General features: G+C 36.8%; 8 protein-coding genes, 5 tRNA genes, 3 rRNA genes and 1 pseudogene. 13 read left to right on the forward strand and 4 right to left on the reverse strand.

The genetic code is table 11. From position 1 onward, the window contains the following. The first annotated feature begins 55 nt into the window (after positions 1–55). Positions 56–2176 (forward strand): ferrous iron transport protein B, encoded by a 2121-nt coding sequence (gene feoB, locus E5Z56_RS08500; RefSeq protein ID WP_175405430.1) that lies wholly within the window; start codon positions 56–58, stop codon positions 2174–2176. A 1-nt stretch (position 2177) separates the two neighbouring features. Here feoB and E5Z56_RS08505 read toward each other — a convergent pair whose 3' ends face one another. Beyond that, the gene (locus E5Z56_RS08505) at positions 2178–3320 is read right to left on the reverse strand and encodes a tRNA(Met) cytidine acetate ligase (RefSeq protein ID WP_138157416.1); all 1143 of its coding nucleotides are present in this window, start codon (positions 3318–3320) and stop codon (positions 2178–2180) included. A gap of 100 nt (positions 3321–3420) precedes the next feature. Between E5Z56_RS08505 and E5Z56_RS08510 the strand changes: the two genes are divergently transcribed. The 10 genes from E5Z56_RS08510 (at position 3421) to E5Z56_RS08555 (ending at position 11759) form a co-directional block, all read left to right on the forward strand. Next, the gene (locus tag E5Z56_RS08510) at positions 3421–4629 is read left to right on the forward strand and encodes an acetate/propionate family kinase (protein ID WP_138157417.1); all 1209 of its coding nucleotides are present in this window, start codon (positions 3421–3423) and stop codon (positions 4627–4629) included. Between the two features lie 609 nt (positions 4630–5238). Next, positions 5239–6760: ribosomal RNA gene (locus E5Z56_RS08515) — 16S ribosomal RNA — on the forward strand. Positions 6761–6858: 98 nt separating this feature from the next. Further along, positions 6859–6934, forward strand: a tRNA-Ala gene (locus E5Z56_RS08520). A 37-nt stretch (positions 6935–6971) separates the two neighbouring features. Beyond that, positions 6972–7048 (forward strand) — tRNA-Ile (locus E5Z56_RS08525). A gap of 240 nt (positions 7049–7288) precedes the next feature. Then, a 23S ribosomal RNA gene (locus E5Z56_RS08530) occupies positions 7289–10114 on the forward strand. A gap of 71 nt (positions 10115–10185) precedes the next feature. Further along, positions 10186–10261, forward strand: a tRNA-Lys gene (locus E5Z56_RS08535). Between the two features lie 45 nt (positions 10262–10306). Continuing rightward, a tRNA-Glu gene (locus tag E5Z56_RS08540) sits at positions 10307–10381 on the forward strand. Positions 10382–10414: 33 nt separating this feature from the next. Then, a 5S ribosomal RNA gene (gene rrf / locus E5Z56_RS08545) occupies positions 10415–10531 on the forward strand. The 16S, 23S and 5S rRNA genes sit together here with 5 tRNA genes alongside, the layout of an rRNA operon. A gap of 9 nt (positions 10532–10540) precedes the next feature. Further along, positions 10541–10616 (forward strand) — tRNA-Asn (locus tag E5Z56_RS08550). An 849-nt stretch (positions 10617–11465) separates the two neighbouring features. After that, complete coding sequence (locus E5Z56_RS08555) at positions 11466–11759, forward strand: hypothetical protein (RefSeq protein ID WP_138157418.1); 294 nt, start codon at positions 11466–11468, stop codon at positions 11757–11759. 288 nt (positions 11760–12047) lie between these two features. Here E5Z56_RS08555 and E5Z56_RS08560 read toward each other — a convergent pair whose 3' ends face one another. Further along, positions 12048–12986 carry a tyrosine-type recombinase/integrase gene (locus E5Z56_RS08560; RefSeq protein WP_138157419.1) on the reverse strand — a complete coding sequence of 313 codons (939 nt, stop codon included), beginning with the start codon at positions 12984–12986 and terminating at the stop codon, positions 12048–12050. A 421-nt stretch (positions 12987–13407) separates the two neighbouring features. On the opposite strand from E5Z56_RS08560, the gene E5Z56_RS08565 reads away from it, so the two are divergent. Continuing rightward, on the forward strand, positions 13408–14115 hold the full coding sequence (locus E5Z56_RS08565; protein ID WP_175405431.1) for an AAA family ATPase: 708 nt from the start codon (positions 13408–13410) through the stop codon (positions 14113–14115). A gap of 35 nt (positions 14116–14150) precedes the next feature. Then, complete coding sequence (locus E5Z56_RS08570) at positions 14151–14672, forward strand: hypothetical protein (RefSeq protein WP_138157421.1); 522 nt, start codon at positions 14151–14153, stop codon at positions 14670–14672. Here the strand turns inward: E5Z56_RS08570 and E5Z56_RS08575 are convergent. After that, positions 14628–14843 carry a transposase domain-containing protein gene (locus tag E5Z56_RS08575; RefSeq protein WP_138156894.1) on the reverse strand — a complete coding sequence of 72 codons (216 nt, stop codon included), beginning with the start codon at positions 14841–14843 and terminating at the stop codon, positions 14628–14630. The two genes, E5Z56_RS08570 and E5Z56_RS08575, sit on opposite strands and share 45 nt — an antisense overlap. Beyond that, positions 14843–15627, reverse strand: a pseudogene (tnpC, locus tag E5Z56_RS08585) (IS66 family transposase). Before tnpC ends, E5Z56_RS08575 begins: the two are co-directional and overlap by 1 nt. Positions 15628–15639 lie beyond the last annotated feature (12 nt).

Genomic DNA, 15639 nt, shown 5'->3' on the forward strand with positions numbered 1-15639 from the left:
GTAATATTTTCTAATTTATAGAATAAACTGTATGGTAGAAAGTTTAGGTGACAAAATGAATATAAAAATCGGACTTGCCGGTAATCCTAATTGTGGTAAAACAACTTTGTTCAATCTATTAACCGGTAGCAATCAGTATGTAGGTAATTGGTCAGGCGTGACGGTAGAGAGGAAGGAGGGTATATTAAAAAATCATAATAATATAACTATAACCGATTTACCTGGGATTTACTCACTATCCCCATATTCACCGGAAGAAGTAGTTGCAAGAAATTACCTTGTAAACGAAAAACCAAATGTAATTATCAATATTGTTGACGGAACAAAATTAGAGCGAAATTTGTATTTAACACTTCAACTTATGGAAATAGGTGTACCCATAGTTGTTGCAATAAATATGATGGATGTTGTCCGTAAAAACGGTGGTAAAATTTATATAGAAAAACTGTCAAAAATGTTAGGTGTCCAAGTTGTAGAAATCTCAGCACTTAAAAATTTAGGCATAGATAACTTAATCAGCAAAACAATTCAAGTTGCGAATAATAAAACTTCACCACCCATATTTATGAAGTATAATTCTAATATAGAAAATACTTTGCAATTTATTGAAAGTAAAATTAATAATAATTCTACTAAAGAAAAATCAAGATATTATTCAGTAAAAATTTTTGAAAAAGATAAATATATTTTAAATTCATTAAATCTAAATTTAGAAACTATAAATAAAATAAATAGTAAAATTAATTCTTGTGAAGAATTATATAATGATGAGTCAGTAGCACTAATAATAAACGAAAGATATAAATTTGTTGAAGTTCTTCTCAGCAATTGCTACTCAGGCTGCAGCAAGTCTTGCGATAGTTCAAATAAAGTAGATAATATTCTGTTAGGGAAATATACTGCCATTCCAATATTCATTCTAATAATTTTTCTTATTTATCACATATCAGTTAGTTTGGTAGGAAATTTAACTTCCGACTTTATTACATCAGTAATTTTCGATGATTTTTTAAGTAACAGTATAAAAACTTTTCTCACCACTATCAACTGTTCAAATATTCTAATTTCACTAATTTGTGACGGTATAATCAATGGTGTAGGTAGTGTTATAGCTTTTGTACCTGAACTTATTGCTCTATTTTTCTTTTTAGGAATATTAGAGGACATAGGTTATATGTCCCGAATAGCCTTTATAATGGATAAACTTTTCAGAAAATTTGGACTTTCAGGAAAAAGTATAATTCCCTTACTCATTAGTTCAGGTTGTGGTGTACCGGCTATAATGTCAACAAAAACTATTGAAAATAAAAAGCAAAAGATTATTACAGTTATCACCACAACAAATGTACCTTGTAGTGCAAAGTTGCAAATTATTGCACTTATTAGCAGTAGAATTTTCTCAAATAACTTTCTTGTAGCACCGATAATTTATTTTTCTTCAATTATTTTTGTGCTGATTTCTTCTTTAATTCTCAGTAATCTGATCATTATAACCACAACAGATTCACCATTCATAATGGAAATTCCCAACTATCATTTACCCTCATTAAGTACAATATGCTCACATCTGTTTCAGAGAATAAAAGCCTTTTTAATTAAGGCAGGTACTGTCTTGGTGGTGGCTTGTATCATCATTTGGTTACTTTCTAATTTCGGTTTTGCTAATGGAAAATTCACCTATCTAAATGGTGAAAATCAAAATAACTCACTAATGTGCTATTTTTCAGCATCAATTTCAAATGTATTTTATCCACTGGGTTTTAACAATTGGCAATGTATCGGTGCAACTTTTTCAGGAGTTTTCGCAAAAGAAAATATTGTTTCATCACTAAATGTGTTCCTAAATTCAAATGAAACTATAAAATCAATATTGCCAACATATTCCTCATCAATCAGTTTTTTAGTTTTTAATTTGCTGAATTCACCTTGTATAGCCTCAATAATTGCAATGAAAAAGGAGCTTGTTAGCAGGAAGTTATTTATTTTCGCATTGCTATATCAAAATATTTTTGCCTACATAATATCATTAATCATTTACCAACTAATAGGATTTTTTATAGGTGAAGTGCAATTAAATATATTTACAATAATATCAATATTCTTTGTGGGAATTATAATTAATATTCTATTAAAGAAAAACATTCTAAAATTTAGAAGGTTTTGTTCTGTATATTAACTTATCCTTTAATAATTTGCTGAGTAAATTCATTGTTTAGAATTGTGTTGTTGCAACTTGCAAGTGACCACAACCTTGTTGCAAGGTTCTCAATTTCAAGAATTTTCTTTCCATTTTCATCAAGATTATCATAACCGATTTTCACATTAGTAATCAGTGGTAAAGTGCCATTTTCCTTGATTTCTTTCAGTAATTTACTACCTTTTTCTGTGAAACCAAGCACCCTAATGTATGGTACTTTAATTTCTTTAACAGAATTATCAATACCAAGAATTGCCCTACAAATTATTCTCCTAATCCTTGACATTGTGTATCTTTTAGTTTTCAGTTTTTCACATAATTCATTAAAATTGTTAGTATTTTGAACAACTTTAATTATCCTATTTTCAAAACCTTCATGAACATCAGGAATATTTCTAAGGTCATTTTCTGTCATAGAAGATAGTTTGTAAAGAATAATTTTCTCAATATTTTCAATTTTTGCAGTATCTGTAATAGGGTATTTAGGTGTGTATAATTCTCTATTAGAATAATTTTCTCTTATATAACTACCACTGGCAAAGTCACCACTTGAAAATTCATCATTATGACCTGCACCTTTTCTGGAAAAAGTAATTGCTGAAATGTTGCTGTTTTCAAGTGACTTTAAATATTCCATACCTAAAATATTATTAGCACCATCAAATAGATTTGCAATATCATCAGAATATAATTCTGATATAGAATTATGAATAGCCTTGGGATAGGTAACACCTTTATTCATATTTTCTTTTATAAGGTTTTGTACATTTTCATCTTTAAGAGCAGAAATTCCTTTGTTCAGTAAATCAACATCACCACATTCACTGCCAAAAACAACTTTGTCAATTATATTAGTACCTTTCAAAATCTCAATAGAGCTTTTCCCAAAGTCCTCTGCACTTGATAATGAGTAAACAGAAGGCAATTCAAGTACAAGGTCAACACCATTTTTTAGTGAGGCAAAAGTTCTATCCATTTTGCAAATAATAGATATGTCACCTCTTTGCACAAAACTACTGCTCATTACCGTAACTACTGTGTCATCTTCAGTTTTAACCTTGTCAATCAGCCACTTATGACCATTGTGAAAAGGATTGAATTCCGATACCAAACCGTATATCATAAAAATCTCCTAAATACTTGAAATACTACAATTTTTGACTTATAATAATATCGTTAATTATTATATAACAAATGAATGAATCATTCAACAGGAGGATATAATGAAAGTATTAGTAATTAATGCTGGTTCATCTTCTCTTAAGTATCAGTTGTTTGATATGAAAGACGAATCAGTTCTATGTAAAGGTAATTGCGAAAGAATCGGTGTTGGCGATAGCCTAGTTGGTTATAAGAACTATAAAGGTCAAGAAAAGACTATTAAAGTTGAAATGAATAACCACACAGAAGCATTTATGCAGGTTAAGGAACTTCTAACTGACCCAGAAGTAGGTGTTATTTCTGATGTTAAAGAAGTTGGTGCAGTTGGCCATAGAGTAGTTCAGGGTGGTGCAATTTTCCACGAATCAACAGTTGTTACACCAATTACAATTGAAAAGATTAAACTTCTTTCACCTTTAGCTCCACTACACAACCCAGGTGCAGTTCAGGGTATTACTGCTGCTCAAAGTGTATTTGGTAAAGATACTCCAATGGTTACTGTATTTGATACATCTTTCCATGCTACAATGCCTGAAAAAGCTTATATGTATGCAGTACCTTATGAATATTATGAAAAGTATTCTATCCGTAGATATGGTTTCCACGGTACATCTCACAGATATGTTTCAGGTAAACTTGCTGAATTACTAGGTAAGGATATTAAAGATACAAAGCTTATCACTTGTCATATCGGTAACGGTTCTTCAATCACAGCTGTTGAAGGTGGCAAAGTTATTGACACATCAATGGGTCTAACTCCACTAGATGGCTTTATGATGGGTACTCGTTCCGGTTCACTTGACCCTTCTGTTGTCACATATATTATGGAAAAAGAAGGTCTATCTGCAAAAGAAATGGATACAATCCTAAATAAGAAGTCAGGTCTACTAGGTATTTCCGGTGTATCATCAGATGACCGTGATGTTTGTGCAGCTGAAGACTCAGGTAACGAAAGAGCACACCTAGCTCACCAGATGCTATATTACCAGATTGCTAAGACAATCGGTTCATATTATATTGCACTAGGTGGTTGTGACGGTATCTGCTTTACTGCAGGTATTGGCGAACATCAGACACATCTAAGAAAAGCAGTTCTAGATTACCTAAATGTACTAGGTATTAAGTGTGATGACGAAAGAAATGAAACTGCTGATGGTACAGCACTACTAACTACTGATGATAGTAAAATCCCTGTATATGTTATCCCAACTAACGAAGAACTTGTTATTGCAAGAGATACTCAGGCTCTAGTTGAAAAGAATGATAAATAATTCATTAATATTATTATAGATTTAATAATATTAGTATATCCCTTTATAATATAAAAATTATAAAACTAATAATAGTCGGTGCAAAATAAAGCACCGACTGTTTTGTTATAAGAAGAAAAATTGAAATTTAATGTGGATAATAGAAATAAATTTGAAAGAAAAATTAAATTTAAAAAATATTTTAAATAAATATGTGGGAAATACAAAGAAATTATAAATTATATTATTAAGTTAGGATTTTAGTATAACTATATATTGTATAATATTATATATAGACATCTATATATAGTGTATCAAAAAGAAATTTAAAAAAATTAAAAAAAGTTGAAAAAAAGTGTTGACAAAGAGGCGAAATAGCCGTATAATAAAACACGTTCCGCTGAGGGAACGGAAAAACTTAAGAGAAATCGAGAGTAAGAAGTTCAGTAAGTTTGGAACGACGGACCTTGAAAATTAAACAACGAACAAGAAACCCGAAAATGACTTTGAGTTGAATGACTCAAGTTGAGGATAGTGAATGTGAACACTAAAAATACACAAACACGCAAGTATTCAGAAATGAGCTTGACGATTTAATAAGATGTTAAACCGAAAGGTCTAATATACAAATTATTAGAGAGTTTGATCCTGGCTCAGGATGAACGCTGGCGGCGTGCCTAACACATGCAAGTCGAACGGAACTTCTTTGACAGAATTCTTCGGAAGGAAGTTGATTAAGTTTAGTGGCGGACGGGTGAGTAACGCGTGAGTAACCTGCCTTTGAGAGGGGAATAACTTCCCGAAAGGGATGCTAATACCGCATAAAGCATAGAAGTCGCATGGCTTTTATGCCAAAGATTTATCGCTCAAAGATGGACTCGCGTCCGATTAGCCAGTTGGCGGGGTAACGGCCCACCAAAGCGACGATCGGTAGCCGGACTGAGAGGTTGAACGGCCACATTGGGACTGAGACACGGCCCAGACTCCTACGGGAGGCAGCAGTGGGGGATATTGCGCAATGGGGGCAACCCTGACGCAGCAACGCCGCGTGAAGGATGAAGGTTTTCGGATTGTAAACTTCTTTATTTAGGACGAACAATGACGGTACTAAATGAATAAGCTCCGGCTAACTACGTGCCAGCAGCCGCGGTAATACGTAGGGAGCAAGCGTTATCCGGATTTACTGGGTGTAAAGGGTGCGTAGGCGGCTTGGTAAGTCAGATGTGAAATGTATGGGCTCAACCCATGAACTGCATTTGAAACTATTGAGCTTGAGTGAAGTAGAGGTAGGCGGAATTCCCTGTGTAGCGGTGAAATGCGTAGAGATAGGGAGGAACACCAGTGGCGAAGGCGGCCTACTGGGCTTTAACTGACGCTGAGGCACGAAAGCGTGGGTAGCAAACAGGATTAGATACCCTGGTAGTCCACGCTGTAAACGATGATTACTAGGTGTGGGGGGTCTGACCCCTTCCGTGCCGGAGTTAACACAATAAGTAATCCACCTGGGGAGTACGACCGCAAGGTTGAAACTCAAAGGAATTGACGGGGGCCCGCACAAGCAGTGGAGTATGTGGTTTAATTCGAAGCAACGCGAAGAACCTTACCAGGTCTTGACATCGAGTGACGAATCTAGAGATAGATTTTTCCTTCGGGACACGAAGACAGGTGGTGCATGGTTGTCGTCAGCTCGTGTCGTGAGATGTTGGGTTAAGTCCCGCAACGAGCGCAACCCTTGCTATTAGTTGCTACGCAAGAGCACTCTAATAGGACTGCCGTTGACAAAACGGAGGAAGGTGGGGACGACGTCAAATCATCATGCCCCTTATGACCTGGGCTACACGTACTACAATGGATGTTAACAGAGGGAAGCAAAATAGCGATATGGAGCAAACCCCTAAAAGCATTCCCAGTTCAGATTGCAGGCTGCAACTCGCCTGTATGAAGTTGGAATTGCTAGTAATCGCGGATCAGCATGCCGCGGTGAATACGTTCCCGGGCCTTGTACACACCGCCCGTCACACCATGGGAGCCGGTAATACCCGAAGCCAGTAGTTTAACCTTAGGGAGAGCGCTGTCGAAGGTAGGATTGGCGACTGGGGTGAAGTCGTAACAAGGTAGCCGTATCGGAAGGTGCGGCTGGATCACCTCCTTTCTATGGAGAAATGAGTGAAAGTAAGTAACTCATATCCAAGGTCAGAATGGATTTCAAGTTTGTTGTTTAATTTTCAGGGTCCGACCCTAAAGAGATATGGGGGTATAGCTCAGCTGGGAGAGCACCTGCTTTGCAAGCAGGGGGTCAGCGGTTCGATCCCGCTTATCTCCACCAAAGGCTTGAGTAATAGAAGCACCAAGCCAGAGAATATGGGCTTATAGCTCAGCTGGTTAGAGCGTCCGCCTGATAAGCGGGAGGTCGGTGGTTCGAGTCCACTTAAGCCCACCAAAGAGGAAAAGCCGACTAAAAGTCAGTGATCCTCTAAAATGCACCTTGAAAACTGAATAAAGAAAAGATAGCGAGATAGTTTATTACAAACAGGAAAATAAAACTCAAGTATTTATTTAAACTAACAGGTAATAAAACTACAATTAAGCTGAAAAAGGGTAAATAGGAAATAAAGCCTATTTATCTGCGAGTAGAGTAAATTAATTTACTTAAACGAAAGAACCAAAAAGATATCTCAATGGTCAAGCTATAAAGAGCACAAGGGAATGCCTTGGCACTAGGAGCCGAAGAAGGACGTGACTAACTGCGATAAGCTACGGGGAGTTGTAAGTAAACATTGATCCGTAGATATCCGAATGGAGCAATCCGGCTGTGGTCATGCACAGTCATCATATACTGAATACATAGGTATATGAGGGGAACCGCCTGAACTGAAACATCTAAGTAGGGCGAGGAAGAGAAATCAACCGAGATTCCGCTAGTAGTGGCGAGCGAACGCGGAAGAGGCCAAACCAGAGGTAGAAATACCTTTGGGGTTCGGACAACATACGATATTGATAATTTCTAGCTGAATAGTGTGGGAAAGCTAACCGAAGAAGGTGAGAGTCCTGTAAGCGAAAGGAAGAGTCAGTCAGTTGAATCCAGAGTACCGCCGGACACGTGAAACCCGGTGGGAATACGGGGGGACCATCCTCCAAGCCTAAATACTACCTAGTGACCGATAGAGAAGAAGTACTGTGAAGGAAAGGTGAAAAGCACCCCGGGAGGGGAGTGAAAGAGAACCTGAAACCTTGTGTTTACAAGCACCGAAAGTCCATCAAAGGACGATCGGGTACCTTTTGTAGAATGGTCCGGCGAGTGTATGTATCTAGCAAGGTTAAGCACTTAAGGTGTGAAGCCAAAGCGAAAGCAAGTCTGAACAGGGCGACAAGTTAGATGTATACGACCCGAAACCGGGTGACCTACCCATGGCCAGGCTGAAGTGAAGGTAAAACTTCATGGAGGGCCGAACCGACTCCCGTTGAAATGGTAGCGGATGAGTTGTGGGTAGCGGAGAAATTCCAATCGAACCCGGAGATAGCTGGTTCTCTCCGAAATAGCTTTAGGGCTAGCCTTGAAATAGATTACTGGAGGTAAAGCACTGAATTGGCTAGGGGCCGAAAGGTTACTGAACCTTATCAAACTCAGAATGCCAGATAATCGTTTTTCAGGAGTCAGACGGTGGGAGATAAGTTTCATCGTCAAAAGGGAAACAGCCCAGACCCACAGCTAAGGTCCCAAATTATAGTTAAGTGGAGAAGGATGTGGGATTGCATAGACAACCAGGATGTTGGCTTAGAAGCAGCCACTCATTAAAAGAGTGCGTAATAGCTCACTGGTCGAGTGATCCCGCGCCGAAAATTTAACGGGGCTAAACTATAAACCGAAGCTTGGGATACCGAAAGGTATGGTAGGAGAGCGTCATGTAAGGGGTGAAGTCATAGCGAAAGCGGTGGTGGACTTTACATGAGTGAGAATGCCGGAATGAGTAGCGAGAATTAAGTGAGAATCTTAATGGCCGAAAGTCTAAGGTTTTTGGAGGAAGGTTCGTCCGCTCCAAGTAAGTCGGGAGCTAAGGCGAGGCCGAAAGGCGTAGTCGATGCACATACGGTTGATATTCCGTAACCACTGACAACTTAAACAAAATGACACTTTAGAAGGGCTTGACCCGGGTGCTGGTAATCCCGGGCGTAAGGGACCGAAAATAGTAGGGAAGCAAGCTTAGATAGAGGCGAGAAAAGTTTTGTGAATGTAATGTTGGTGCCCGTACCGCAAACCGACACAGGTGGACAGGAAGAGAATTCTAAGGCCAGCGGGAGAAGGGTAGTTAAGGAACTCGGCAAATTGACTCCGTAACTTCGGGAAAGGAGTCCTCTCGAGAGAGCCGCAGTGAATAGGCCCAGGCGACTGTTTAGCAAAAACACAGGTCTCTGCCAAATCGAAAGATGAAGTATAGGGGCTGACACCTGCCCGGTGCTGGAAGGTTAAGAGGAGGAGTGAGAGCTCGAATTGAAGCCCCAGTAAACGGCGGCCGTAACTATAACGGTCCTAAGGTAGCGAAATTCCTTGTCGGGTAAGTTCCGACCCGCACGAATGGTGTAACGATCTGGGCACTGTCTCAACTACCCGCCCGGCGAAATTGTAGTACCGGTGAAGATGCCGGTTACCTGCGACAAGACGGAAAGACCCCATGGAGCTTTACTGTAGCTTGATATTGGGTTTCGGTAATTTATGTACAGGATATGTGGGAGACTGGGAAGTTATGGCGCCAGCCATAATGGAGTCGATGTTGGGATACCACACTTAGATTGCTGGAATTCTAACCTGTGGCCATGAAACTGGTCAGGGGACATTGTCAGGTGGGCAGTTTGACTGGGGCGGTCGCCTCCGAAAGAGTAACGGAGGCGCTCAAAGGTTGGCTCAGCACGGACGGAAACCGTGCATAAGAGTGTAAACGCGTAAGCCAGCCTAACTGCGAGGGTGACGGCCCGAGCAGTAACGAAAGTTGGAGTTAGTGATCCGGCGGTATGTGAATGGAAATGCCGTCGCTCAACGGATAAAAGCTACCCTGGGGATAACAGGCTGATCTCCCCCAAGAGTCCACATCGACGGGGAGGTTTGGCACCTCGATGTCGGCTCATCACATCCTGGGGCTGTATTCGGTCCCAAGGGTTCGGCTGTTCGCCGATTAAAGTGGTACGCGAGCTGGGTTCAGAACGTCGCGAGACAGTTCGGTCCCTATCTGTCGTGGGCGCAGGATATTTGAGGAGCTCTGTCCTTAGTACGAGAGGACCGGGATGGACGTACCTCTGGTGCACCAGTTGTCACGCCAGTGGCACAGCTGGGCAGCTATGTACGGAACGGATAAACGCTGAAAGCATCTAAGCGTGAAGCCGACTCCAAGATTAGATATCCCATCAGTTTACTGAGTAAGACCCCTTGTAGACTACGAGGTTGATAGGCTGCGTGTGTAAGCATGGTGACATGTTCAGCTTGGCAGTACTAATAGGTCGAGGGCTTGACCACAAGAGTCTTTTTTGGTCAGCAAATTTAGCTAGAAATTCTTTATTCAGTTTTGAAGGTGCAGAGCACAATATGCGCCATTAGCTCAGTTGGTAGAGCACCTGACTCTTAATCAGGGTGTCCCGGGTTCGAACCCCTGATGGCGCACCAAAGAGAAGGTTGGAGCTGGGCAACCGGCTCTAGCCGAAGAGAATTGGCCCGTTGGTCAAGCGGTTAAGACTCCGCCCTCTCACGGCGGCAACGCGAGTTCGATTCTCGCACGGGTCACCAAGACCCAAGCAATTAAATAGAGGTAAATAAATAGTTGGTGTCGATGACGCTGAGGGTCCACCTGTTCCCATCCCGAACACAGAAGTTAAGCTCAGTAGTGCCGAAGATAGTTGGCTGGAAGCGGCCTGTGAAAATAGGAAGACGCCAACATTTATATATTCCTCCATAGCTCAGTCGGTAGAGCGCATGACTGTTAATCATGATGTCACTGGTTCGAGCCCAGTTGGGGGAGCCAAAGAAAATGAGTAACCATTTGGTTGCTCGTTTTTTTCGTTTGTTTCCTTTATATATCAATGGGCTCGAAGGCGAGCGTTAAGAAAACAGTCCGGTGGACTGTTTTTAGCGAGGGGATTTCATCAGATACTTTAATTCTGATGTGTAATTTTCAAGCGTGGTAGGTTACTTTCTCTAAGCAAGAGTAAGTTTGAGGGAATTCTATATATTTATGCCTATTAAATTTGGCTTTTTAATTATATTTATCCTTGCTTTGAGTAACCATTATGTTGCTCTGTTTTTCTTTTTTAGGCTAAATTTTAATACCTACATAGGACAAAGTATCTATGCAAATGCGAGTTTGCTCGGTCCACCAATGGTGGACCCTACAACTGTGAGCCATAGTTTTATTGTAATTTATTTTGTTGCTCGTTTTTTTCGTTTCTTTCCTTAATATCAATGGGCTGGTCGGCGAGTTTTTCAATTTGAATTGTATTGTTTTCTATCAATTATTTATCTAACTTAATATTATTTTTTTCTATTATTGGACTTTTTTTAGCGAGGGGATTTAATGAGTTACTTTAATTCTGATGTGTAATTCTCAAGCGTGGTAGGTAACTTCCTCTAAGCTATAGTAAGTTGGGGAGTTAATATTGACTCATTTTTTTAATCATATTTATCTTTTTTGTGGGTAGCCTTTTGGTTGCTCGTTTTTTTCGTTTGTTTTCTTTATATATCAATGGGATCGAAGGCGAACGTTAAGAAAACAGTCCGGTGGACTGTTTTTAGCCAGGGGATTTGATGAGTTACTTTATTTCCGATGTGTAACTTTCAATAGTGAATTCTATCGTCGAAAGCAGAACCTTATATAATGTGGATTATTGAAATTGGCAAAGAACGGATAGAAGAAACCATTGATCTGAAACTTACTATTGAAAGAGTACTTGAAATTTATCTTAAAAAAGGATACGGTAATGAAAGGATAAATCAAAGACTTCCAACTATTCAAGTGATAAAAGAACTTACTGATATGTGGAATTCTTATGTTGTAAAAAAGGGTGTAGAGTGTACAATCTTTACGAATGAAATTGCAAAAGCATGGTCTGGCATGACAACTCGTCAATATAAAAACCTCAAGGTCTTAAAAGGAGAATTTGAGAGATAATATGAGTACGTTAGAACTAGTCCTTAATATGTTGGCAGAAACTACTACAACTGCGTTATTAAAAGAAAAAAGTCTACAGTCTTTTTTGATAACAGAAAAGTTGCAAAGGAAGGTGGAGAAGTAGTAGAAAATGAAAGAAGAGGTATTAAGAAAATGTATGACCTGACATTTGTCCCTAAAAATGCAGTTTATTTTTCAAATATCATTTCTGATGTTATAGAAAATGATTTTGATAAAAATAAATAAAATTTTTTGCCTTGTAGATTTTAAATTTGCAAGGTATTTCTATTAGATATAGATTTCTAATTTATTTCTTGGATGTTTGGCTGAAAGAATATTTTTCTGCTTATTAATGCTGGTATGTGTATAAATTTGTGTTGTTGTAATTGAACTGTGTCCAAGCATTTGTTGAATATATCTGATGTCAACATCTTCTTCAAGCAAGAGCGTTGCAAAAGAGTGACGAAACATATGAGGTGTAATGTGTATTGGAATTTTTGCTCCGATTGCATAGCTGTTAATCATATTGCGAACAGACTGCTCAGATAGTCTGTTACCAAGCCTGTTAATAAAGAAATAGTTATTGCTTTTTGTTCCTAATCTATATGTTTCATAATATTTTTTTATTATAGCTCGTACATTTTCATTGCAAATTTGTATTAATCGTTCTTTTGAACCTTTTCCATATATCTTTATTATGTAGTCATTAAAATCAATTTGTTCAATTGTAAGTGTGCATAGTTCTGAAATCCTCATACCGGTAGCAAACAATAATTCAAGTATTAACGTGTTCCTCAAAGTAACTTTCTTAGTATACTCTGTATTAGATTTAGCTAGTTGTAGATAAGCATATCTTATAATCTGTTCAATATTATTTATTGGAATAGTTTTAGGGAGAATAAACGGTTCTTTGTACTTGATTTGTATCTTATGAAATGGGTTAATTTCAATAAGTTCTTCAATTTCTAGATAGTGAAAAAATGCTTTTAGGGAAGCAATTTTACGCTTAACACTTTTAGGCTTGTATTTGTAGTGCAGTAAATCAATGTATTGTTCGATGGATTTTTTATTTGTCCATTCAAGTTTGCAGTTGGTGGTAAATTCAAAGTATTGTCTTAAGTCGATTTTGTATGATTTTATCGTTTTCTGATCAAGATTTTTTCTTGAAATACAGAAGTTAAGGTAATCAGTTGTTAACTTAGATGTTTGTTTATTTTTTATATTCATAGTATATATCTCCTTATCTTTAATAAAATTATTATGCATTATAGTTTAACTAAAGTCTACTAAAATTCTTATATTTATTTTTATGTAATGTATAAATTTGTATTATGCAATATGCATAAAAATATATTGTGAAATTTTATTGCATAATTTTATAAAAGTTGTTTAAATAAATGTATAATTATGGTATAATTAGTGTCATAAAGTCTAATATATAAATATTTATATATTATGTACTTAAAATATAGATTTAGTACAGGGTTAATATTTCATTTTCTTATAGGTGAGATTAGGTTATTATATAGATATATATCATCTTAATGTGATATACGTTACTCCCTAGTTAATAGAAATGTATTATTTACCTTAACTAAAATTATGAACATAAGATAACTTTAAATTATCATAAAAGGATTTTATGAGTATGGAAAATTTAATTGATAGAGAGCACGAAATTCAAAACTTGTCGGATTTAGTCAACTCACAAAGTTCTACAAATAAAATTATTGTTCTCAGTGGGATAAGTGGAATAGGAAAAAGTGGAATAATAGAAAAATTCAAAATGAGTAAATTAATCTCTAATGATGTAATAACAGTTAAGATGAACAAAAGTTCAGTGGAGACCATTGAGAATCTTCAATATTTTAATAATATTTATAAAGAACTTGAAGATTTTTCAATTAAGAATTCTTCTTTAGTACCAACACCTACAGAATATGGAATTAGAAACTTTGGAAATCTATTAAGATATGTTTTCTATTTATTGCGATCAGTCCTTGGTCTAGGAGATGCTGAACCTCTTGCTGAAATTGGGGAAGAATCTTCTATTATACGCAAAAAAGATTATATTATATATTTGTTAAACCACTCAAATATTATTTTAAATATTGATAACATTCAAAATATTGATACTCAATCCTTTGAATTATTGCAGTTTATCATTAAAAACACAAAGAATAAAACTTTTATTTTTGAATATACCCTTGGCGAAAAGGAGAAAACACACTTTTATAATTTTTATAAAGAATTAATTGATACAGGCATGACTGTTAAAAACTTTGTCGTCGAAAAAATGGATTTCAGTATAGCGAAATCGTTAGCACCAAAAATAATTCATTTAATTTTGATGTAATTGAAAAGCTATATGATGCTAGTCAAGGAAATCTAATGGAGATTATTCTTGCAAATGAACAATCAAAATTAAATAATAGTAACATTAATATTTCAATTAATACTCTTTCGATTTATGAAAAATATATTATATATATTGTTTATCTACATGAATGCAGAATTGATAAAAATTTACTTTACTTATTATGTTATCAGGTAATAAACAATCATTCTCTTATTGAATATTTTAAATCAAAAAATTTAGAAGAATTGATTGCAAATTTATTAAATAAGAATATATTAAAAATTGATAATAACACATTTTTATCAATTCATGATTCCATAAAATACGAACTAGATAAAGTAAAATATGATCCTATTCTATTTTGTGCATATGCATCAATAAAAAGATACTATTTTGAAAAATTAAGTAAAACTAATGATTTTTCAATTTTAGAACAGTTATTATGTAACCGTCAAATCATCCTAAAAAATCCCTGCGAGTTTGTTCTCGCAGGGATTTCCACATATGTATCAAATTTTAACTTTGCACTCCTCTGGTGCATTCCAAGGCAGTAGAATATCAGCCGTTTCATTTTCCTTAATATTAGGGAACTTTTTGAAGATATAGGTCAGATATCTAAACGGATTCAGATTGTTCTCTTTGGCTGTTTCGATTATGCTGTACATAACAGCACTGCCAGTAGCTCCTGACTCAGTATTGGCAAACAGGAAATTCTTTCTGCCCATCACAAAGGCTTAATGCTTCTTTCGGCTCGGTTATTGTCAATTTCTAATCTGCCGTCCTCTAAATATCTTCTGAGATATTTCTCGTTATTCTTAAGATAGGTAAACGCACCACCAAGTTTGCTTTTAAATGCTATGCTTTGCTTTTCAGCCCAGCACAAACTTGCGTCAAGAATTGGCTTTGATTTTTCTTGTCGCACCTTTAGTATTTCTTCATAGCTTTTATCAGCTATTTCTTTTCTATTGCATATAGCTGATTGCAGTAATCTAAAGCAATTCCAGCTGTTGAGTTTGCTCGTTCGTCCTTGCTTATCATTTCTAATGCTTCAGCAAATTTTCTTCTGCAATGCGCCCAGCAACCAACAACTGTGAAGTTATCTCCAAGTTTGTGATATCCCTGATAACCATCTGCGTGTATGTAGCCATTAAAACCTTCAAGAAAGTTCTCCGCATTTTCAATCTTTCTGTTTGGTTTGTAATCATACAGTACGATATTCTTTTCAGAGCATCCACTCGTTCTGTACAGCCACATATATGCTTTCTTTGGAGTAGGCTTCTCTTTGGTTTTCAGTACCTGCAGTGTTGTTTCATCTGCATGGATTACTTCCTCTTTTATGAGAAGCTCTCTTAACTTCTCATATATTGGTTCTAACCACAGCTGACTCGCTTTAAGTATCCAGTTAGACATTGTCTGTCTTGTTAATTCAACACCTTGCCTTTTCAGGTCTTGTTCTTGTCTATAGAGTGGTGAGTATATCACAAACTTCTGTGTCATAATGTGAGCCACTGCTTCTGGTGA

This window comes from Ruminococcus bovis, from assembly GCF_005601135.1.
Classification (GTDB): domain Bacteria; phylum Bacillota; class Clostridia; order Oscillospirales; family Acutalibacteraceae; genus Ruminococcoides; species Ruminococcoides bovis.